This window comes from Enterobacter sp. SENG-6 (assembly GCF_001605945.1).
GTDB classification, from domain to species: Bacteria; Pseudomonadota; Gammaproteobacteria; order Enterobacterales; family Enterobacteriaceae; genus Enterobacter; species Enterobacter cloacae.
The window spans coordinates 73,350-92,531 of record NZ_LOMM01000011.1; the positions used below are offsets into that span (position 1 = coordinate 73,350).

21 protein-coding genes and 3 tRNA genes are annotated in these 19,182 nt (G+C 53.5%); 13 read left to right on the plus strand and 11 right to left on the minus strand.

Features of this window, described 5'->3' with window-relative positions; all coding sequences use genetic code 11:
• Window positions 1-7: 7 nt before the first annotated feature.
• Together AX755_RS06700 and AX755_RS06705 are read right to left on the minus strand one after the other, a co-directional pair.
• Complete coding sequence (locus AX755_RS06700) at window positions 8-481, minus strand: threonine/serine exporter (RefSeq protein ID WP_013095466.1); 474 nt, start codon at window positions 479-481, stop codon at window positions 8-10.
• Window positions 472-1,248, minus strand: a complete 777-nt coding sequence (locus AX755_RS06705) for a threonine/serine ThrE exporter family protein (protein ID WP_029882175.1) — start codon at window positions 1,246-1,248, stop codon at window positions 472-474. Before AX755_RS06705 ends, AX755_RS06700 begins: the two co-directional genes overlap by 10 nt.
• 411 nt (window positions 1,249-1,659) lie before the next feature.
• Here AX755_RS06705 and AX755_RS06710 point away from each other — a divergent pair, with 411 nt between their 5' ends.
• Together AX755_RS06710 and bglJ are read left to right on the plus strand one after the other, a co-directional pair.
• Window positions 1,660-2,397: a helix-turn-helix transcriptional regulator gene (locus AX755_RS06710; protein ID WP_020688833.1), complete on the plus strand. Its 738-nt coding sequence runs from the start codon at window positions 1,660-1,662 to the stop codon at window positions 2,395-2,397.
• Window positions 2,394-3,029, plus strand: coding sequence for a DNA-binding transcriptional activator BglJ (bglJ, locus tag AX755_RS06715; RefSeq protein WP_062856514.1), 636 nt, complete (start codon window positions 2,394-2,396; stop codon window positions 3,027-3,029). The genes AX755_RS06710 and bglJ overlap by 4 nt, the downstream gene beginning before the upstream one ends.
• 42 nt (window positions 3,030-3,071) lie before the next feature.
• Here bglJ and AX755_RS06720 read toward each other — a convergent pair whose 3' ends face one another.
• Window positions 3,072-3,530, minus strand: a complete 459-nt coding sequence (locus tag AX755_RS06720) for a YbaK/EbsC family protein (RefSeq protein ID WP_013095474.1) — start codon at window positions 3,528-3,530, stop codon at window positions 3,072-3,074.
• Between the two features lie 328 nt (window positions 3,531-3,858).
• Between AX755_RS06720 and AX755_RS06725 the strand changes: the two genes are divergently transcribed.
• The gene (locus AX755_RS06725) at window positions 3,859-5,205 is read left to right on the plus strand and encodes a PTS cellobiose transporter subunit IIC (protein WP_013095475.1); all 1,347 of its coding nucleotides are present in this window, start codon (window positions 3,859-3,861) and stop codon (window positions 5,203-5,205) included.
• 95 nt (window positions 5,206-5,300) lie between these two features.
• On the opposite strand, the gene fhuF is transcribed toward AX755_RS06725, so the two are convergent.
• Both fhuF and AX755_RS06735 read right to left on the minus strand, forming a co-directional pair.
• A complete protein-coding gene (fhuF, locus tag AX755_RS06730) occupies window positions 5,301-6,089 on the minus strand; it encodes a siderophore-iron reductase FhuF (RefSeq protein ID WP_058681500.1) in 789 nt (262 codons plus the stop codon).
• 91 nt (window positions 6,090-6,180) lie between these two features.
• The gene (locus AX755_RS06735) at window positions 6,181-7,245 is read right to left on the minus strand and encodes a GGDEF domain-containing protein (protein WP_062856515.1); all 1,065 of its coding nucleotides are present in this window, start codon (window positions 7,243-7,245) and stop codon (window positions 6,181-6,183) included.
• 255 nt (window positions 7,246-7,500) lie between these two features.
• Here AX755_RS06735 and AX755_RS06740 point away from each other — a divergent pair, with 255 nt between their 5' ends.
• The gene (locus tag AX755_RS06740; RefSeq protein WP_062676641.1) at window positions 7,501-7,731 is read left to right on the plus strand and encodes a DUF1435 domain-containing protein; all 231 of its coding nucleotides are present in this window, start codon (window positions 7,501-7,503) and stop codon (window positions 7,729-7,731) included.
• A gap of 42 nt (window positions 7,732-7,773) precedes the next feature.
• Here the strand turns inward: AX755_RS06740 and AX755_RS06745 are convergent.
• The 4 genes from AX755_RS06745 to rsmC form a co-directional block, all read right to left on the minus strand.
• Window positions 7,774-7,860: transfer RNA gene (locus tag AX755_RS06745), tRNA-Leu, on the minus strand.
• Window positions 7,861-7,891: 31 nt separating this feature from the next.
• Window positions 7,892-7,978 (minus strand) — tRNA-Leu (locus AX755_RS06750).
• A gap of 28 nt (window positions 7,979-8,006) precedes the next feature.
• A tRNA-Leu gene (locus AX755_RS06755) sits at window positions 8,007-8,093 on the minus strand.
• 151 nt (window positions 8,094-8,244) lie between these two features.
• Complete coding sequence (gene rsmC, locus AX755_RS06760; RefSeq protein ID WP_013095479.1) at window positions 8,245-9,273, minus strand: 16S rRNA (guanine(1207)-N(2))-methyltransferase RsmC; 1,029 nt, start codon at window positions 9,271-9,273, stop codon at window positions 8,245-8,247.
• Between the two features lie 102 nt (window positions 9,274-9,375).
• Here rsmC and AX755_RS06765 point away from each other — a divergent pair, with 102 nt between their 5' ends.
• The 8 genes from AX755_RS06765 (at window position 9,376) to AX755_RS06800 (ending at window position 15,739) form a co-directional block, all read left to right on the plus strand.
• Window positions 9,376-9,789 (plus strand): DNA polymerase III subunit psi, encoded by a 414-nt coding sequence (locus tag AX755_RS06765; RefSeq protein WP_013095480.1) that lies wholly within the window; start codon window positions 9,376-9,378, stop codon window positions 9,787-9,789.
• Window positions 9,758-10,201, plus strand: a complete 444-nt coding sequence (gene rimI, locus AX755_RS06770) for a ribosomal protein S18-alanine N-acetyltransferase (protein ID WP_013095481.1) — start codon at window positions 9,758-9,760, stop codon at window positions 10,199-10,201. Before AX755_RS06765 ends, rimI begins: the two co-directional genes overlap by 32 nt.
• A gap of 20 nt (window positions 10,202-10,221) precedes the next feature.
• Window positions 10,222-10,899, plus strand: a complete 678-nt coding sequence (gene yjjG, locus AX755_RS06775; protein WP_045292816.1) for a pyrimidine 5'-nucleotidase — start codon at window positions 10,222-10,224, stop codon at window positions 10,897-10,899.
• 92 nt (window positions 10,900-10,991) lie between these two features.
• Window positions 10,992-12,581, plus strand: a complete 1,590-nt coding sequence (gene prfC, locus AX755_RS06780) for a peptide chain release factor 3 (RefSeq protein WP_023621922.1) — start codon at window positions 10,992-10,994, stop codon at window positions 12,579-12,581.
• A 300-nt stretch (window positions 12,582-12,881) separates the two neighbouring features.
• Window positions 12,882-13,499, plus strand: a complete 618-nt coding sequence (gene osmY, locus AX755_RS06785; RefSeq protein ID WP_013095484.1) for a molecular chaperone OsmY — start codon at window positions 12,882-12,884, stop codon at window positions 13,497-13,499.
• A 126-nt stretch (window positions 13,500-13,625) separates the two neighbouring features.
• A complete protein-coding gene (locus tag AX755_RS06790) occupies window positions 13,626-13,787 on the plus strand; it encodes a DUF1328 domain-containing protein (RefSeq protein ID WP_003856556.1) in 162 nt (53 codons plus the stop codon).
• 120 nt (window positions 13,788-13,907) lie between these two features.
• The gene (locus AX755_RS06795; protein ID WP_058661985.1) at window positions 13,908-14,960 is read left to right on the plus strand and encodes a patatin-like phospholipase family protein; all 1,053 of its coding nucleotides are present in this window, start codon (window positions 13,908-13,910) and stop codon (window positions 14,958-14,960) included.
• Entirely contained in the window at window positions 14,957-15,739 is a 783-nt protein-coding gene (locus AX755_RS06800) for a TatD family hydrolase (protein WP_023621924.1), read from the plus strand. Before AX755_RS06795 ends, AX755_RS06800 begins: the two co-directional genes overlap by 4 nt.
• Here AX755_RS06800 and AX755_RS06805 read toward each other — a convergent pair.
• Together AX755_RS06805 and AX755_RS06810 are read right to left on the minus strand one after the other, a co-directional pair.
• Window positions 15,734-16,594, minus strand: a complete 861-nt coding sequence (locus AX755_RS06805) for a YjjW family glycine radical enzyme activase (RefSeq protein ID WP_029882665.1) — start codon at window positions 16,592-16,594, stop codon at window positions 15,734-15,736. The genes AX755_RS06800 and AX755_RS06805 overlap by 6 nt on opposite strands.
• Window positions 16,569-18,116: a YjjI family glycine radical enzyme gene (locus tag AX755_RS06810; RefSeq protein ID WP_062856516.1), complete on the minus strand. Its 1,548-nt coding sequence runs from the start codon at window positions 18,114-18,116 to the stop codon at window positions 16,569-16,571. Before AX755_RS06810 ends, AX755_RS06805 begins: the two co-directional genes overlap by 26 nt.
• Before the next feature lie 262 nt (window positions 18,117-18,378).
• Between AX755_RS06810 and deoC the strand changes: the two genes are divergently transcribed.
• Window positions 18,379-19,158: a deoxyribose-phosphate aldolase gene (deoC, locus tag AX755_RS06815; RefSeq protein ID WP_013095489.1), complete on the plus strand. Its 780-nt coding sequence runs from the start codon at window positions 18,379-18,381 to the stop codon at window positions 19,156-19,158.
• Window positions 19,159-19,182: the final 24 nt, after the last annotated feature.

Below are 19,182 nucleotides of genomic sequence, written 5' to 3' on the forward strand. Positions count from 1 at the left end.
ACAAACATCAAACGCGCGGGCGTTTGCGGTAAAGCCACAGCCCCGGGATCGACAACCCGATCGAGAGTGCGCCAACAATAGATGAGGCCTTAAGAAAGTTGCTCAGAAGCAGGATCATCTGTGGCTCGGTGTAGCCAAAGTGGCTGATTTTTACCGCTGAAATCATGGCCGTATAGGCTGAAATGCCGGGGAACATCGGGATGACGGCCGCGACGGTGAACACCTTAGGGTGCGCCAGATACCAGCGCGACCACTGAATACCAATGCTGCCGACCAGCATGGAGGCCATAAAAGTTGACCACTCGATGTTAAAACCAGCGGTCATCATGATCATTCTCGAGCCATGACCGATGGCGCCCAGCAGCGCACACCATGGCAAAGCGCGCTGCGGGACGTTGAAGACCATCGCAAAGCCGACGGCGGGAATGGCGGCCAGGATCATGTCCTGCATCAGTGCCAGCAGAAACGTTATCACGCCCATCCGCGTAACCCCCACAGCGTCATGGCCATCACTACGCCGATACAGGTTGCCAGCGTAAGCAGGCTGGCAATCGCCCAGCGCGCCAGACCGGTATTGATGTGCCCTTTAAACATATCGGCAACGGCGTTAATCAGCGGGAAGCCCGGAACCAGCAGGAGCACGCTGGCGGCCATGGCGATGGTGGGCGTGTTGGCAAACTGCGGCAGGCGCAGCAGCAGCCCCGACACCGTGGTGGCAACAAACGCGGTGATGCAGAAGTTAATTTGTGGGTGCAACTGCCGGTGCGTCAGTACCTGGCGTACATACATGGCGATGCTGCTGGCGCAGAAGGTCACGAACGCGCCGTCCCAGCCCCCTTTATTGAGCTTACAAAAACAGGCGCACGATAACCCCACCATCAACACCACCAGCCAGCGCGGATAACGTAGGGGTTTGATTTGGTTGAACCGTTTTTCTATCTCTTTCAGGTCGAGCAGCTTATGTTCAGCCAGAATGACGATGTGCTGCACTTCGGTTACCACATGCATATTAATGCCGCGGTCGTGGTTTTTACGGGTAGAGGTAAGGCACTGGCCATCTTTGATGGTGGTCAGCACGATAGCGTTCGATGAAATCGCGCTTTCGACGCTATCCATCCCCAATGCCAGCCCCAGACGCGTCGAAAGCTCCTCGACCAGGGCGCTTTCTGCCCCGTGCTGGAGCAGGAAAAGTCCGCACTGAATACACAGCCGCGTGGTGGCACGCTGCATCGATATTTCTGCCTGCATGTAGTGTCCCGAAGTGTTGGTGAGTCGCTTGCCTGTTGGCCCTGATGCTTACTTTTAGCACAGAGTGCGGTATCCCTTGCTCTGGGTCAGATCAAGATTCCTGCAAACAGTTGCAGCCCGGTTCGCGAAAGAGAATGAGGTTTAAATATAAATGCGATGAATTTGTATGAGTCGAAATATAGAATATTTATATTAAGTTATTCTTATTTTATATTTTCATTATTTTAATGCTCTTGCAATTAAATTTAATTGCGCTTTGTGAGATATTAGCGTTGTTTTAGGCCTTTCTTAAGCTAAGAACATATCTCATCTTCTGCTTGTATTAATCAGTCTACACTCAGGGACGAAAAAACATAAATCTTGATGCGTTTAGACGCTACTCATCAAATGAAAAATGGACACGGAGGGTCTATGTTGTCATTGAATGGTAAACATGGCGTAGTTATTAGCAGGGTACCTGTTATGCAAAACGGGTTAGGCAGCGTTATGGCAAACCATTTCCCAGAATTTGAATTGACTTATTGTCGTTCGCTGCAGGAGTTAACGTTACTTCAGCTTCGCCGGGCTAATGTCATTATTGCTGATATTTCAGGTGAATACAGGAAACCCCGGGGAACGTTAGAAGAATATTACAACTTACTGAACCAATACCGGGATATTCACTGGATTTTTATGGTCTCTCGTCCCCTTTATCCCATTGCAGTGGAACTGCTTATGCGCCCGGAAAGCACGTTGCTTTCTGAAATGGAGCCGATTGAAGGCGTGATTAATGCTATTCGTGCAGGTAGCGAGCGGGCGGAGCGGATAAGCCAGACGTTATTGTCTCCTGAACCCGCCGAGGCGGAAACCGAAGACGAACCGTTTGTTGCGCTTACCCACTCTGAACGCAAAGTGTTACGCCTGCTAGGTAAGGGCTGGGGAATTAACCAAATTGCTACCTTGCTCAAGAAGAGCAACAAAACGATCAGTGCGCAGAAAAACAGTGCGATGCGACGGTTGTCGCTGCGCAGCAATGCCGATATGTACGCCTGGATTAACAGTGCACAGGGAATGAGAGAGCTGAGTTTAATGTCAGCCTATGGAGAGTATGAGGAATGGAAAAAACCGATACACCAGGACATATCGCTGTCATCGAAAATTGCACAATGAGTGCCGTTGGGCTGCAGCATCTTTTTGCGATGCCGATGCTCAGCCATTATCGACTGCACCTCTTCAGTCAGTTCGAAAGCTTTAAAAAGGCGCTGACCAATATCTCTTTTTTCTCGGTGATCTATTCGCTCTCGGATGCGCGTGAAGAGCGTCGTAACTGCCTGGCTTCCCTGCGGGATCTCGCTTTCACCCATAGCAATATTCAGCGAATTGTACTTGCGTCTGATGACATGGAAGCGCGCCTGATAAGCCATCTGTCGCCTTCTCGTCTGCATGGCATTGTGAGTAAATCGGTACCGCTGAGCCACCTGCAGGAGGAGCTGGTGGTGCTATTGAGAGAGACGCATCATATCAATGACAATATGCTGAACCACTGGTATGTCAATCAAAACAGATTGTTAAGCCCAACGGAGCGGGCGATATTGCGGTATATGTCTTTCGGGTTTTCCATTCCTGAAATCGCGACACAACTTGAACGCAATATTAAAACCATCCGCGCGCACAAGTTTAATGCGATGGTGAAACTGGGGGTGAATTCTGACGTAGGGTTGCTTGATGCGGCGGATATTCTTACTCATCTTCCGGCAAGAGACATGCGCTGTTCGGTGTCAGGCTCGCCGGCATTTTTATAATCGGTGATTTTTTGATGCGCCAGATACATTCTGGCACATCAATTAAATGCATACATCGACCCACTTTGCGGACGTCAGCTCAGCCATCCGGTCTGGAGAAATGCGCACGGCGCTGTGGATGGCACCTGCGGCGGGCAGCACTTCCGCGTACTGTTTTAACGAAATATCGCAGTAAACAGAAAGTGGGTTTTCCAGCCCGAACGGACAGACTCCCCCGACGGGATGGCCTGTAATCGTCACCACTTCATCACTACTGAGCATGCGCGCTTTTGCACCAAAGGTATCTTTTAGTTTTTTGTTGTCCAGACGCGCATCGCCTTTCGCCACTACCAGAATCACCTCATTTTTTACTTTTAGCGATAACGTCTTGGCGATTTGTCCCGGCTCAACGCGATGAGCGGCAGCAGCCAGCGCAACGGTCGCGGTACTCTGACTCAGTTCAATGATTTCTATATCCGGCGCGTTGTCGGCAAAAAACTGCTGTACAGACTGCAAACTCATTGTTTCCTCCTGACAAATATCCTGCGTAATCTGTCATAAGAATTTATCTGCTGTAAATATCTCTTAAGTAACAAATATCCTACATGGCCGATTTCTGGATCGCCTTCACATTCACGGAAACCGGTTACAGTAACCGGTTGCAGAGCGTGAATCAGAGATTAATACTGAGGACGTAACGTCCCCTGTATCCAATAATAAGAGCACATTATGAAACCATTCCGTCTGAGCAGTACCGCTGGTACACGAGCCAGCAAGGTTGTGAAGCTGATTTATGGAACAACGTGTGGCGTGAAAATGCCCGTATCGAACGTCTGACAGGAGATCTGCTATGTCTGCCAACCATGCTGCGTTTAATCTGATATTCCGTTTCGTTGAAAATTACGTCAGTCCCATTGCCGGGCGGATCTCTTCCCAGCGTCATGTTATGGCTATCCGCGACGGGTTTATCTCCGCGATGCCCTTCATGATTGTCGGTTCATTTTTGTTAGTGTTTGCTTACCCACCGTTTTCGCCAGACACCACCTGGGGCTTCGCGCGCGCCTGGCTGGACATGGCAAAGCAATTTGAAGGCCAGATTCTCACGCCGTTCGATATGACGATGGGCATTATGTCCATTTATATTTGTGCGGCCATAGCCTATAACCTCGGCAAACACTATGTGAAATCGCATCAGTTAGATCCGTTCATGTGCGCCATGCTGTCGCTGATGGCGTTTCTGTTGGTGGCTGCACCTAAGACCAAAGGCACGCTGCCCGTAGACAGCCTGGGAGGCACGGGGATCTTTACTGCGATTCTGGTAGCAATCTACTGCGTTGAGATGATGCGTTTCCTCAAAGCGCACAATATCGGTATTCGTCTGCCGGACCAGGTTCCTCCGATGATCAAAAACTCCTTTGATCTGCTGATCCCGGTGCTGGTGGTCGTACTGACGCTCTATCCGCTGAGTTTGTTGATTCAGTCTCAGTTTGGCATGCTGATCCCGCAGGCCATTATGTCAATCTTCAAACCGCTGGTTTCCGCTGCGGATTCTCTGCCTGCCATCCTGCTGGCGGTGTTGATTGGTCATTTACTGTGGTTCGCAGGGATCCACGGGGCGGCAATTGTCTCCGGGATGCTGCAGATGTTCTGGCTGACCAATCTCGGGGCTAACCAGACCGCCCTGGCGGCAAGCCAGCCTCTTCCCCATATCTTTATGGAGGCGTTCTGGACGTTCTTTATCGTGATTGGGGGCTCGGGCGCGACAATGGGGCTGGTGTTCTGCTACCTGCGCAGCCGTTCAGCCCATCTGCGCTCAATCGGACGTCTGAGCGTGGTACCGAGCATCTTTAACATCAACGAACCGGTCATTTTTGGTACGCCGATCGTCATGAACCCGGTGTTCTTTATTCCGTTCCTGCTGGCGCCGATGGTCAACGCCGTGCTGGCCTGGGCGGCAATGAAGTTTGATTTGATAAGCCGCGTGATCTCTGTTGTGCCATGGACAGCACCCGCGCCTGTGGGCGCCGCATGGGCGCTGGGCTGGGATTTCCGCGCGGCCATTCTGGTAGTGGTGCTTGCGTGTGTCTCAGCCATCATCTACTTCCCGTTCTTCAAAGTGTACGAGAAGCAGCTGCTGGAGCAGGAAGCGGAAGAAGCGCAGCGTAATGCGGAAGCGGAAAATCAGCAGGTGGCCTAGGTAAAAGCAAAACGGCAACATAAGTTGCCGTTTTTAGTGTTTGTTCCCTCTCCCTGTGGGAGAGGGACAGGGTGAGGGCATCAGGCCGGGTACGACTACTTCAGCGTACAATCCCCGCACTGCTGAACGTCCGGCAGGCGATAGCGCTGGCAGCAGGTGCGACGCACCAGAAGCCCGTCACGCGGCACTACGGTACGGAATAATGGGTTATCGCGGCCATCTGCAAGCTGTTTCGTAAAGAACAAGGACTGACGCAGGGCATCCACCTTCTCATCACCGAGCAGGGGCTTCATTTCCGTCAAATACCAGTGGATTAAATAGCCGGTATTACTCCAGATAAGCTTCCCGTTGATCTCACCTGTCTCTTCCAGAGCATTCACCACCGGCATCAGGGCGCGGGTCACGAGCCGCTCCATCCGCTGCGTGGCAGAAAGATGCATGGCCGTTGGGTCTTCGTGAAGATCGATCCAGAAGCAGGCCGCACGCCCCGTCTCGTGGAACTCAACGTGAAAATACTCCGGGGAGAGATCCAGCATGGTCTCCTGGGTGAGCAATGCCAGCATGAGCGGAGGCGCCATCAGGCCGATATACCATTGCGCCCAGAGAGAGAGCAGGGGCTTATTTTCCCGCGTAAGGGTGGGTTGATTGCGATAGATATGGTCAGAATAGGTTGCCAGCAGCGACTGGCGTTTTGCCGGCTGCTGCCACTGTGCCAGCGTCATCGCGTGGTGCGGATGCGGCTCATCCAGTTTGATAAAGTCCAGCAGATGGGCACGGGTTGCCGCTATCTTTTCGCGTATGGCTTCCGCAAGCGAAGAGTCTCCCGTGGTGAGACGGGCTCGCCAGAGGAGGGGGTCAACAGTCTGTACGGTATGAGTGGCCATAATAGATAGAAATCTAAATGATAATGATTGCCAATCCTAACTATTGCTCATACCGATGGCAAGACTTTTGTCCTGGAGAGAGAGGCTGTGCTTAAACCGCCTGTAGCTCTTCGCTGAGCAGAATGTTATTCCGTCCAAGATGCTTTGCTTCGTAGAGGGCTTTATCTGCTTTTTCCAGCGCGCCTTCTGCGTCTTCATTCTCGAAAATGGCAATACCAATGCTGATGGTGACGTTAGTCGCGACGCGCTCATTGAACATGTGGGGGATTTTTAAGTCGTATACTTTCTGACGAATACGCTCTGCCGTCTGGCGGGCATGTTCCAGCGAGATGTTCGTCAGCAGTACCATAAACTCTTCTCCGCCAAACCGCGCCACAATATCCCGCGAGCGTACGGCATCACGAATGGCTGCCGAGACACGGATTAACGCCTGGTCACCCATCATATGGCCGTAGTGGTCGTTATAGGCCTTGAAGTGATCGATATCCATTAGCAGGACAAAGTGTTCGCCGTTTTCTACCGCGGGCAGATTCTCCAGTCGGCTTTGCAAGCCGCGACGGTTATACAGGCCGGTAAGCGGATCCATCATGCTGAGATCGGTCAGGGTTTCTCGTTCTTCCAGTAACCGGGAGAGGAGCTCCTGAGCGAAGCGATCGTTACGTCTTTGTAGTACGTGGTGAACGCCGATAGCCACGACCGGAAGAATGAAAGAGTAGATCATTCTCAACCAGTGTTCAGAGGGGCTTAACCACAGGCAGACAATAAATGCGGGTAATGAGTGGAGCGTAAACGCTTTGATATTAATGGCGAATGCCAGCGAACCGATAAAAAACACCGTTAATAGCGCCATGATCAAATATGTCGCCCGATCCTGCGTAATTAACGAAAATTTTGAGGCGATTTGCCAGGCCCATAAAATACCGAATATCGCTGAAACCACAGGAATATTTATCTTGCGGGTACACTTTTGCCAGTGCCAGAGCAGCAATCCGGTGCTGAGCGTAAAAATAGCCAGCAGGGGGAAAGATAACAGCTGAACAGAATAGAGCGGATTTGTTACCGAGAACATCGCTGAGGTTGCGTTCAAAAATAAAAATAAACGTAACGATAATTGATATTTGCTGTTGACCAAAGACCGCCAGGATTGTGATGTCATAGTAGTGCGTTTTTATTAAAATTTAATTAAAACAGGTAAATGGATGTTGTTTCGCAATAATGGAAGCAAAAAAAATCAACGAGTAATTATCAGAGAAACTTTATGAGTAGTTAACAGGTGGGCAATTTATCACCTTAAACAATGCCTGTCATTACGGGAAAGGTAAACGGCCACGGTTTTTAATTATCGGTGCTGACAAATGATAATGCTTGTCATATGATATTGGTTATCATTATCGATTAGAAAGGGCAAACCATGTTGAACCGGGTGTTAGGAAGTGGTTGGGGGGTATTACTGCCGGGAGCCATCCTTGGCGGTCTGATGTTTGCCGATCTCTCCATTGATCTCTGGAAAGCCATCATTGTGTCAGGGCTGCTGATGACCTCAGCGATGATCTGGCATAAGCAATTACGGCACTTTGTTTTGTTGCCATCATGCGTCGCGCTGGTCAGTGGAATTCTGGTGATACTGATGAGTTTGAAATAACAGGGAATAGCAAGAAGGACTTCAGAGGGGATGCAAGATAATTGGTGCGAGGGGGGGGACTTGAACCCCCACGTCCGTAAGGACACTAACACCTGAAGCTAGCGCGTCTACCAATTCCGCCACCTTCGCACAGTTATCTTACTTTTTGATATCGCCTCGTTGGTGCGAGGGGGGGGACTTGAACCCCCACGTCCGTAAGAACACTAACACCTGAAGCTAGCGCGTCTACCAATTCCGCCACCTTCGCCCAGTGCGAGCAATATCAACGTGATTTATGGTGCGAGGGGGGGGACTTGAACCCCCACGTCCGTAAGGACACTAACACCTGAAGCTAGCGCGTCTACCAATTCCGCCACCTTCGCATACCATCGATACTGTAAAAGTATCGTAACCACGGAGGCGCATTCTAGATGTTTTGAGCTTTACGTCAATAGAAAAATGCGCGCGTTGTTTTGATTGCTGCAAAAATGGCCGGAGGGGGATGGCACTTCTCCGGCAAACAATACCCGTGGATTACTTTTTAGCCTGACGCGTCATCACGGTACGGTAGACCTTAAAACGGCCTGTTTGCGCGATAACTTCATGGAAGCCGAAGGTTTCATCCAGCACTTTTGGGTACGGCAGAAACGCGTTGGCGACGATCCTCAGTTCGCCCCCGCTGTTCAGGTGACGTACTGCGCCACGGATCAGCGTTTGCGCTGCTTCAAGGCTGGTTTCGATGCCATCGTGGAACGGCGGATTTGAAATAATCATGTCGAACCGACCGGTAACGTCCGAGAAGACGTTGCTGGCGAAGACATCCCCTTCGAAGCCGTTTGCGGCAAGCGTCGCACGGCTGGCTTCAACTGCTGGCGCGCTGACGTCACAGAGCGTCAGGCGGACTTTTGGTGAGTGGCTTGCCAGCACCGTGGCCAGTACCCCTGCACCGCAGCCTACGTCCAGCACTTTGCCTTTGGTGTGCGGCGTCAGCGTGGAGAGCAGCAGCTTACTGCCCACGTCCAGCCCGTCACGGCTGAAAACGCCCGGCAGGGTTTTAATGGTCAGGCCATCAAGCTGATACGCATCCCAGTATGTCCCGGCATCAAAGGAAGGCTGGTTTTCCAGACGACCATGATACAGGCCGCAGCGACGGGCGCTGTCGACTTTATTGAGCGGGGCGTACGCTTCCAGCATCTGCTCTGCGCTTCGCACGCCGCTGCGGTTCTCACCGACCACGAAAATATCGCACCCGACCGGCAGCAGAGAGAGCAGATTCATCAGCTGGAACTGCGCTTCCGGTTTGTTCTTCGGCCAGTAGTAGATCAGCGTGTCGCAGTCAGCAACATCACTCTGTTCCGCCACCAGGCTAAAGCGTGCGCGCTCGCCCATCTGGCGGCTCAGCACCTGCCAGTGGTGGTAGTATTGGGTATGGGCACGGCTTTCAGCACAGTCGAAACGCGCGGGCAGGTCATCCTGCATATCTCCGGCAAACAGAATACGGCTTTCTTCGAAATCATCACTGTGACGCAGCAAGACTTCACTTGCCGGGGTAAATGCAGACATGAATTGTTCCTCAATAAACTCAGGCGGGGATTATAGTAGGTAGATGGCGCACTTTCGACACATTTGCTATATTTGCGCGCCTGAGAGACAGGAGTTTTCGCTATGACATCCCGACGTGACTGGCAGTTGCAGCAGCTGGGTATCACCCAGTGGGCCTTGCGTCGCCCGACGGCGTTGCAGGGTGAAATCGCCATCGCCATCCCTGCGCATGTGCGTCTGGTGATGGTGGCGGAAGAACTGCCTGCCCTGAATGATGCCCTGATTGGTGATGTCCTTCGCAGCCTGAAGCTGACGGCCGACCAGGTTTTACAGCTGACGCCGGACAGGGTCGCCATGCTTCCTCCTGACAGCCATTGCAACTGCTGGCGAATGGGCGAGACAAACGACATATCCCTTTCCGGGAGCCAGATCAGCTCCCCCGTGCTGGAAGAGCTGAAAGCCAACCCAAAAGCGCGAAGCGCGCTATGGCAACAAATCTGCGAATATGAACACGATTTCTTCCCTCACGACGCCTGATCTGCCTGCGGCGTATGCGATTGAAACACGCGCCCATGCGTTTCCGTGGAGCGAAAAGACACTCGCCAGCAATCAGGGCGAACGGTATCTGAATTACCGCCTGGACGTTGACGGCACCCTGGCCGCATTTGCGATAACCCAGGTCGTTCTGGATGAGGCCACGCTGTTTAATATCGCGGTGGATCCCGCGTTTCAACGCCGTGGGCTGGGAAGAGAACTGCTTACGCATCTCATTCGTGAGCTCGAAACCCGTGACGTTTTCACCCTGTGGCTGGAGGTGCGCGCGTCAAATGTCGCCGCCATCGCGCTCTATGAAAGCTTAGGCTTTAACGAGGCGACAATTCGCCGTAACTACTACCCGACCGCAGAGGGACGTGAAGACGCCATTATTATGGCTCTGCCGATTGGATAACGAAAAATAAGGTTGTAACGATGAAATGGGACTGGATTTTCTTTGACGCCGACGAAACGCTCTTTACGTTCGATTCGTTCGGTGGTCTACAGCGGATGTTTTTGGACTATAGCGTGACCTTCACCGCTGAAGATTTTCAGGACTATCAGGCGGTGAATAAACCGCTGTGGGTGGACTACCAGAACGGTGCCATCACCGCGTTACAACTGCAGCACCAGCGTTTCGATGTCTGGGCCGAACGGTTAAATGTAAGTCCAGGCGCGTTAAACGAGGCATTCCTCAATGCGATGGCCGATATCTGCGCCCCGCTGCCGGGGGCGGTTTCCCTGCTTGATTCGCTGAAAGGCAAGGTCAAACTGGGGATCATCACCAACGGTTTTACCGCGCTGCAGCAGATTCGCCTTGAGCGCACGGGCCTGCGCGATCATTTCGACGCGCTGGTGATCTCAGAAGAGGTGGGCGTGCCGAAGCCGGATCCGCGTATTTTTGATTATGCACTGGCGCAAGCCGGCAACCCCGATCGCGACCGTGTGCTGATGGTGGGTGATACCGCAGAGTCGGATATTCTGGGCGGCATGAATTCTGGTCTGTCCACCGTCTGGTTGAATGCGCATGGCCGCATGAAGCCAGAAGGTATTGAGCCAACCTGGACCGTAACGTCGTTGAACGAACTGGAGCAGCTCCTGTGTAAACAATGATTGCCTGCCCCCCATTGATGGGTAAAATAGCCGCATTTTTCGTATTCCATGATGCGCGGCCTGCTGTCGCGCTTATATAAGAAGATTTGATTATGACGTTGTCTCCTTATCTGCAAGAGGTGGCCAAACGCCGCACTTTTGCCATTATCTCGCACCCGGATGCCGGTAAAACCACCATCACCGAGAAGGTGCTGCTGTTCGGACAGGCCATCCAGACCGCCGGTACCGTAAAGGGCCGTGGCTCCAGCCAGCACGCAAAATCTGACTGGATGGAGATGGAAAAACAGCGTGGTATTTCGATTACCACCTCCGTGATGCAGTTCCCGTATCACGACTGCCTGGTGAACCTGCTGGACACCCCGGGCCACGAAGACTTCTCCGAAGATACCTACCGTACGCTGACGGCGGTGGACTGCTGCCTGATGGTGATCGACGCCGCAAAAGGTGTAGAAGACCGTACCCGTAAGCTGATGGAAGTGACCCGTCTGCGTGATACGCCAATCCTCACCTTTATGAACAAACTCGACCGTGACATCCGTGATCCGATGGAGCTGATGGATGAAGTGGAAAACGAGCTGAAGATTGCCTGTGCGCCCATCACCTGGCCAATTGGCTGCGGTAAGCTGTTTAAAGGTGTTTACCACCTTTATAAAGACGAAACCTATCTGTATCAGACAGGTAAAGGCCACACCATTCAGGAAGTACGCATCGTGAAAGGTCTGGATAACCCGGATCTGGACGCCGCGGTGGGTGACGAGCTGGCTGCACAGCTGCGTGACGAGCTGGAGCTGGTGAAAGGCGCATCTCATGAGTTCGATAAAGAGCTGTTCCTGAGCGGCGAAATTACCCCGGTCTTCTTTGGTACCGCTCTGGGTAACTTCGGCGTCGACCATATGCTCGACGGTCTGGTGGAGTGGGCGCCGCAGCCGATGCCACGTAAAACCGACACCCGTGAAGTGGAAGCGAAAGAAGAGAAGTTCACCGGCTTCGTCTTTAAAATTCAGGCCAATATGGACCCGAAACACCGTGACCGCGTGGCCTTTATGCGCGTGGTGTCCGGCAAGTATGAAAAGGGTATGAAGCTGCGTCAGGTGCGTATCGGTAAAGATGTGGTGATCTCCGACGCGCTGACCTTTATGGCGGGCGACCGTTCGCACGTGGAAGAAGCGTATCCGGGTGACATCATCGGTCTGCATAATCATGGCACCATCCAGATCGGTGATACCTTCACGCAGGGCGAAATGATGAAGTTCACCGGGATTCCGAACTTCGCGCCAGAGCTGTTCCGCCGCATTCGCCTGAAAGATCCGCTGAAGCAGAAACAGTTGCTGAAAGGGCTGGTGCAGCTTTCCGAAGAGGGTGCTGTGCAGGTCTTCCGTCCAATCGCGAATAACGATCTGATCGTGGGTGCGGTGGGTGTGCTGCAGTTCGACGTGGTGGTTGCGCGTCTGAAGAGCGAATACAACGTGGAAGCGATTTACGAATCGGTCAACGTGGCGACCGCGCGCTGGGTTGAATGTGCTGACGTGAAGAAATTCGAAGAGTTCAAGCGTAAGAACGAAGTTCAGCTGGCGCTGGATGGCGGTGATAATCTGACCTATATCGCCCCAACCATGGTTAACCTGAATCTGACGCAGGAACGTTATCCTGACGTACAGTTCCGCAAAACGCGCGAACACTAATCCCCTCTCAGAGCACGGCAGCCGCCGTGCTCTTCTTTATTTCCTGTCTTATTAGTCCCTTGCGGAATGTTCTTAATTCATCGCATTTTCGCGCTTTTTGCTCGTTTTTTGCCCGAAACTGAAAGCACCTCTGTGAGAGTGATCTATATTTAACTCAGTGTTTAGCTCCGGGCGTGGATGAATAAACTGTTCAATGCATGACTTTAGGTTCTCCATTTTGCCCGTGAGTCTATTCGCAATATATAAAACTACTAAGGAAGTATGTAGCCCGAATAACGGGCAAAACACAGGAATACATCGATGAATATGACAAGACTGAAGATTTCTAAAACTCTGCTGGCGGTGACATTGGGTAGCGTTCTGGTAAGCGGCTCCGCTCTGGCGGAATCCAGCACCATGGATAAAGCGCAAAACACCGCTAATACCGCAGGGGAAAAAATCGATAGCTCTATGAATAAAGTCGGTAATTTCATGGATGACAGCTCAATCACAGCAAAAGTGAAAGCCGCGCTGGTAGATGATGAAGCTATCAAGAGCACCGATATTTCCGTAAAAACCGAGCAAAAAGTTGTCACCCTGAGCGGCTTTGTTGAAAGCCAGGCCCAGGCCGAACAGGCCGTCAAAGTGGCGAAGGGTGTTGAAGGCGTTGCGTCTGTGAGTGACAAACTGCACGTCCGTGACAGCAAAAACGCGTCGGTGAAAGGCTATGCAGGCGATGCCGCTACGACCAGCGAAATCAAAGCTAAACTGTTAGCTGACGACATCGTGCCATCGCGTAAAGTCAAAGTGGAAACCACCGACGGTGTGGTTCAGCTTTCCGGTACGGTAGATTCTCAGGCGCAAATTGACCGCGCCGAATCCATTGCGAAAGCGATTGATGGTGTGAAAAGCGTTAAAAACGATCTGAAAACGAAGTAAACCTGCACGATTCGCCCGACAGGCCAGCCCTGCGGGCGAAATAAAAATGACTCTGGAAAAACGCCGGTGAGTGACCTGAGCGCTCATATTTAGCGGCCGACATTAACTATGGTAAAGGAGAGGCTTATGTTTCGTTGGGGCATTATATTTCTGGTTATCGCGTTAATTGCCGCCGCTTTGGGCTTTGGCGGACTGGCGGGTACAGCGGCCTGGGCAGCTAAAATTGTCTTCGTTGTCGGTATCATCCTGTTCCTGGTGAGCCTGTTTACGGGACGCAGACGTCCGTAGCAAACGCAATATTCCTTAAACAAAAAAAAGCCAGTCGTGATGACTGGCTTTTTCTTATTTGCGTTGCTGGTCGGGTGCGTTACTGTGGAGAGAGAAAATAATCAAAACAGGAAAGCAGAGGTGGGGCAACGAATTCCCGTTACGCTCGGCAATATTGCGCCGCTGACGTTAAAACCGTTTCGTGCTGGTCAACTTGCGCTGGTTTGCGAGGGGGGCGGGCAGCGCGGCATTTTTACCGCCGGCGTGCTGGATGAATTTATGCGCGCGCAATTCAACCCGTTTGACCTTTACTTCGGCACGTCTGCCGGGGCGCAGAACCTGTCTGCCTATGTCTGTAACCAGCCCGGCTACGCGCGAAAAGTCATTATGCGCTACACCACGGCGAAAGAATTTTTTAACCCGGTGCGCTTTGTGCGCGGCGGCAACCTGATCGATCTCGACTGGCTGCTGGAATCCACCTCCAGCCAGATGCCGCTGGCGATGGATACCGCCGCACGCCTGTTTGATAGCGGCAAAGCGTTCTGGATGTGCGCCAGCCGGGGCGATGATTATTCCCCGGGCTATTTCTCTCCGCAAAAAGAGAACTGGCTGGATATCATCCGTGCCTCCAGCGCCATTCCCGGCTTTTATCGGACCGGCGCGCTGCTGGACGGCATCAGCTATCTCGACGGCGGCATCAGTGACGCGGTGCCGGTGCAGGAAGCGGCCCGGCGGGGGGCAAAAACCATTGTGGTGATCCGCACTGTGCCGTCGCAAATGTACTACACGCCGCAGTGGTTTAAACGGATGGAGCGCTGGTTGGGCGACAGCAGTCTGCAGCCGCTGGTGAATATCGCGAAGCAGCATGAAACCACCTACGGCGCGATGCAACGCTTTATCGAAAAACCGCCAGGTAAGCTGCGTATTTTTGAAATTTATCCGCCGAAACCGCTGGTCAGTATGGCGCTCGGCAGCCGTGTTCCCGCGCTGCGTGCAGATTATAAAACGGGGCGACTGTGCGGACGCTACTTCCTGGCGACGGTTGGAAAAATGCTGGCAGAGCAACCGCCGCTGCAGCGGCACAAACACATTATTACGCCGCCTGCGATTGTGGCTAACGATCCGCTGACCGTGCCACTGGTGGATGTCCCGCAGGCGAATGACGCTTTACTGGATAACGAGGATCTGGCGTGACGCACCGTTTTGTTGATACCCACTGCCACTTTGATTTTCCGCCGTTTACGGGGGACGAGACGCAGAGCATTGAGCGCGCCGCTCAGGCGGGTATCCACGCGATGATTGTGCCTGCAATCGAAGTGGACAGATTCGAGCGTGTGCTTGATCTCGCCCGCCGCCATGATGCGCTGTACGCCGCGCTGGGTCTGCATCCTATAGTGATAGAACACCATCTGGACGAACATCTCGACGTACTGGATGCGGCGCTGCAAACCCGCGAAAACAAACTGGTCGCGATGGGTGAGATCGGCCTCGATCTCTATCGCGATAATCCGCAGTTTGAACGCCAGCAGACGATCCTTGATGCCCAACTCAGGCTGGCAAAGCGTCACGATCTGCCGGTGATCCTCCACTCACGACGTACGCACGACAAACTGGCGATGCACCTGAAACGCATCGATCTGCCGCGAAAAGGAGTGGTGCACGGTTTCTCCGGTAGCCTGCAGCAGGCGCAGCGTTTTATTGAACTGGGCTATAAGATTGGCGTGGGCGGTACCATTACCTATCCCCGGGCCAGCAAAACGCGCGACGTAATGGCACAGTTGCCGCTGTCCGCTCTGTTACTGGAAACGGATGCTCCTGATATGCCGTTAAACGGTTTCCAGGGGCAGCCGAACCGCCCGGAACAGGCGGCACGCGTGTTTACCACGCTGTGTGAACTGCGTGAGGAGCCGGAAACGGAGATTGCAGATGCGCTGCTGGAAAATACCCGCGCGCTGTTTGGCATCACGCTATAGGTAAAGTGCCGGGCGGATCACCGTGATGTGCTGTTTTTCGAGCGCCAGCGCCAGCGGCTCGATGTCCTCCGGTGTAGCGCTGCGCCATGACGCCGCCTCGCCGTAAACCCCGTGCGCGTGAAACGCGTTAATGCGCACCGGCACATTCCCCAGCCCGAGGATAAATGTTGTCAGGGGCTTAAGATGCTCCAGATAATCGCACTGCTCAGGGATCACCAGTAAACGCAGTTCCGTCAGCCGCTGATGCTGCGCCAGCCAGCGAATGCTCTGCTTAATCTGCGGGTTTTCGCGTCCGGTCAGCACGCGGTGATGTTCGTTTCCCCAAGCCTTGAGATCCACCATCGCGCCATCCAGTACCGGCAGCAGCCTTTGCCAGCCGGTTTCCCCCAGCAGACCGTTACTGTCCACCAGACACGTAAGGTGGCGCAGGGCGGGATCCGTTTTGATCGCCGTGAACAGGGCGATCAAAAACGGCAACTGGGTAGTGGCTTCGCCGCCGCTCACGGTAACCCCTTCAATAAAAGGGGCGGCTTTACGGACCTGCGCGAGGATCTCTTCCACGCTCAGGCGCTGCGCCATTGGCGTTGCCTGCTGCTGGCACAGATGCAGGCAGGTATCGCACTGCTGGCACCGACTCTCCTGCCACCAGACGCGTCCGGCCTGAATGTTCAGTGCATCGTGCGGACAGTGGGGCACGCAGTCGCCGCAGTCGTTGCAGCGCCCGATGGTCCACGGGTTGTGGCAGGTTTTACAGCGCAGGTTACAGCCTTGCAGGAAGAGGGCCAGGCGGCTGCCCGGCCCGTCCACGCAGGAGAAGGGGATAACCTGACTAACTAAAGCGCATCTGCTGTTCATGGCTAATCACGCGCGGCTGACGATCCAGAATCCGGGTATTGCGTGCGGCTTCTTCGCCAAGCCAGGTGGTATTGGTGCGCGATCCGGCTTCGCGATACTGTGCCAGATCCGACAGCCGCACCATATAGCCGGTCACGCGCACCAGATCGTTACCGGCTACGTTGGCGGTAAATTCCCGCATACCGGCCTTAAACGCCCCCAGGCACAGCTGCACGACCGCCTGCGGATTGCGTTTTACCGTCTCATCCAGCGTGAGAATGTCGCTGATCCCGGCGGAGTAGTGCGGGTGATGCGGCGCCACGGCCAGCAGATGAGTGATGGGATCCGGCTCGTGGCCGTACGGCAGACGCGCGCCCGGAGTGGTACCGACATCTGAACTTATTCCCGACTGTGCATGGAGCATCGCACGCTGTTTCCAGCCGTATTTAACCGGCGTGTTTTCCACAAACGCCGCCAGCTGCTCGCTGATGCGATAGCCCAGCGCGTTAGCCTGCTCGCTCTTACCGTAACGGCCGTCGATACCCGCTTTTTCGCAAAGCGTATTCACCGCCTCTGCCATGCCGTACATGCCAAACATCGGTACAAAGCGATCGGCATCAATCAGCCCCTCTTTCACCAGGAAGCTATTCTCAAAGAAGCCGGATTGTTGATAGAGAAACGCGCAGCGGGCATCAATGATGGCCATTTGTTGCTGGCAGTAGTGCGGCAACATACGCGTGAAGAAATCGTCGGGTGACGCGCTGTGTTCAGCAATCGCCCGCAGATTGAGGCGGACCAGCGTACTGCCGCCGCCCGCCAGCGGCAGCGAGTTGTAACAGCTCACGATGCCATAGCGGCCTTTTGTGAAAATTTTATCATTCACCGGGCCATGGGAAATATGCGGTTTGCTGCATTCACAGATATTTTTTGCCACCTCAAGCAGGAGATCGTCCGGCGTCACGTCCGGGTCATAAATAAACGTCAGATTCGGTGCAGCCTGCTTCAATTCTGCATCGGCACGCAAAATGGCGCGGGTGATGGGGGTATCTGCCGGACCGATGTTGACGTGCGTAAAGGCGTCCGGCAACGTTCTGTCGAGATAGCGCCAGAAACGTTTTATTCGGCTATCGATCGCTTCTTGTGTTAGAATTCTAACATAGGGTTGCAGTAAGGCATCAAGGTGACCGAGATAGACAGGCATTGATGTTACTGAAGGCACATGATGGTAGAGAATGGTTAACAGCGAGAGCGCGTCATCCAGATCTTTCGCCCCCTCCAGCTCCAGCCATTCTGAACCTTTAGCCAGAAACGTTGCGTAATCCGGCAGAACATAACGGGGTTTATAGGGCGCGTGGCCTTCAAACATGTCGCAGATAAATCCCTTGTCCAGCGCGGCACGAGCCGCCTCAGGAAGTGCCGGATAAGGCAGATTGTTTTCCGCTTCCAGCGCCAGAAAATGACGCTTCTGTTCCGGAGTTAATACCGGGCTTGTCACAATGTGCTGGCAACGTTGTTGCAGGGCGTCGGGGCTGGCGTGGGACATGTTCGCTTCCTTGATTGTTCTGCGGATGATGAACGGATTGTAGGAAGCCATCCCGTCAGGGCTTTTGATCTGACGAGGGGAATCGCTGCATTCGTCAGCAGTTCACGCATTAAAGTTTGAAGCAGATCTCATTACAGTAATGCAAATTTGTACGTAGTTTTCATTAACTGTGATGAATGTCGAAGTGTGAATGCGGGTGGATGTTAGAATACTCACAGACCCGCAAGGTAAAATTGATACGGCACCGCCGTTGGAGAATGTTATGACCGATTTAACTGCAAGCAGCCTGCGCGCGTTGAAACTGATGGACCTGACCACCCTGAACGATGACGACACCAATGAAAAAGTCATCGCCCTGTGTCATCAGGCGAAAACGCCAGTGGGCAACACTGCCGCTGTCTGCATCTATCCGCGCTTTATCCCGATTGCCCGCAAAACGCTGAAAGAGCAGGGTACCCCGGACGTGCGCATTGCAACCGTAACTAACTTCCCGCACGGCAACGACGATATCGAGATCGCGCTGGCGGAAACCCGCGCGGCGATTGCCTACGGCGCAGACGAAGTTGACGTGGTATTCCCGTACCGTGCGCTCATTGCGGGCAACGAGCAGGTGGGCTTTGACCTGGTGAAAGCCTGTAAAGACGCCTGCGCGGCGGCAAACGTGCTGCTGAAAGTGATCATCGAAACTGGCGAACTGAAAGAAGAAGCGCTGATTCGTAAAGCGTCCGAAATCTCCATCAAAGCCGGTGCGGATTTCATTAAAACCTCTACCGGTAAAGTGCCGGTGAATGCGACCCCGGAAAGCGCGCGCATCATGATGGAAGTGATCCGCGATATGGGCGTGTCCAAAACCGTGGGCTTTAAACCGGCGGGCGGCGTGCGTACTGCGGAAGACGCGCAGCAGTTCCTGGCGATTGCCGACGAGCTGTTCGGCGAAGAGTGGGCGGACTCACGTCACTACCGCTTCGGCGCGTCCAGCCTGCTGGCAAGCCTGCTGAAAGCGCTGGGTCATGGCGACGGTAAGAGCGCCAGCAGCTACTAAGTTTGAATTGCCGGGTGGCGCTAC

Coding starts and splice junctions, on each gene's coding strand:
- AX755_RS06700 (WP_013095466.1), bottom strand. CDS start 481: ATGGGCGTGATAACGTTTCTGCTGGCACTGATGCAGGACATGATCCTG.
- AX755_RS06705 (WP_029882175.1), bottom strand. CDS start 1,248: ATGCAGGCAGAAATATCGATGCAGCGTGCCACCACGCGGCTGTGTATT.
- AX755_RS06710 (WP_020688833.1), top strand. CDS start 1,660: ATGTTGTCATTGAATGGTAAACATGGCGTAGTTATTAGCAGGGTACCT.
- bglJ (WP_062856514.1), top strand. CDS start 2,394: ATGAGTGCCGTTGGGCTGCAGCATCTTTTTGCGATGCCGATGCTCAGC.
- AX755_RS06720 (WP_013095474.1), bottom strand. CDS start 3,530: ATGAGTTTGCAGTCTGTACAGCAGTTTTTTGCCGACAACGCGCCGGAT.
- AX755_RS06725 (WP_013095475.1), top strand. CDS start 3,859: ATGTCTGCCAACCATGCTGCGTTTAATCTGATATTCCGTTTCGTTGAA.
- fhuF (WP_058681500.1), bottom strand. CDS start 6,089: ATGGCCACTCATACCGTACAGACTGTTGACCCCCTCCTCTGGCGAGCC.
- AX755_RS06735 (WP_062856515.1), bottom strand. CDS start 7,245: ATGACATCACAATCCTGGCGGTCTTTGGTCAACAGCAAATATCAATTA.
- AX755_RS06740 (WP_062676641.1), top strand. CDS start 7,501: ATGTTGAACCGGGTGTTAGGAAGTGGTTGGGGGGTATTACTGCCGGGA.
- rsmC (WP_013095479.1), bottom strand. CDS start 9,273: ATGTCTGCATTTACCCCGGCAAGTGAAGTCTTGCTGCGTCACAGTGAT.
- AX755_RS06765 (WP_013095480.1), top strand. CDS start 9,376: ATGACATCCCGACGTGACTGGCAGTTGCAGCAGCTGGGTATCACCCAG.
- rimI (WP_013095481.1), top strand. CDS start 9,758: ATGAACACGATTTCTTCCCTCACGACGCCTGATCTGCCTGCGGCGTAT.
- yjjG (WP_045292816.1), top strand. CDS start 10,222: ATGAAATGGGACTGGATTTTCTTTGACGCCGACGAAACGCTCTTTACG.
- prfC (WP_023621922.1), top strand. CDS start 10,992: ATGACGTTGTCTCCTTATCTGCAAGAGGTGGCCAAACGCCGCACTTTT.
- osmY (WP_013095484.1), top strand. CDS start 12,882: ATGAATATGACAAGACTGAAGATTTCTAAAACTCTGCTGGCGGTGACA.
- AX755_RS06790 (WP_003856556.1), top strand. CDS start 13,626: ATGTTTCGTTGGGGCATTATATTTCTGGTTATCGCGTTAATTGCCGCC.
- AX755_RS06805 (WP_029882665.1), bottom strand. CDS start 16,594: ATGAACAGCAGATGCGCTTTAGTTAGTCAGGTTATCCCCTTCTCCTGC.
- AX755_RS06810 (WP_062856516.1), bottom strand. CDS start 18,116: ATGTCCCACGCCAGCCCCGACGCCCTGCAACAACGTTGCCAGCACATT.
- deoC (WP_013095489.1), top strand. CDS start 18,379: ATGACCGATTTAACTGCAAGCAGCCTGCGCGCGTTGAAACTGATGGAC.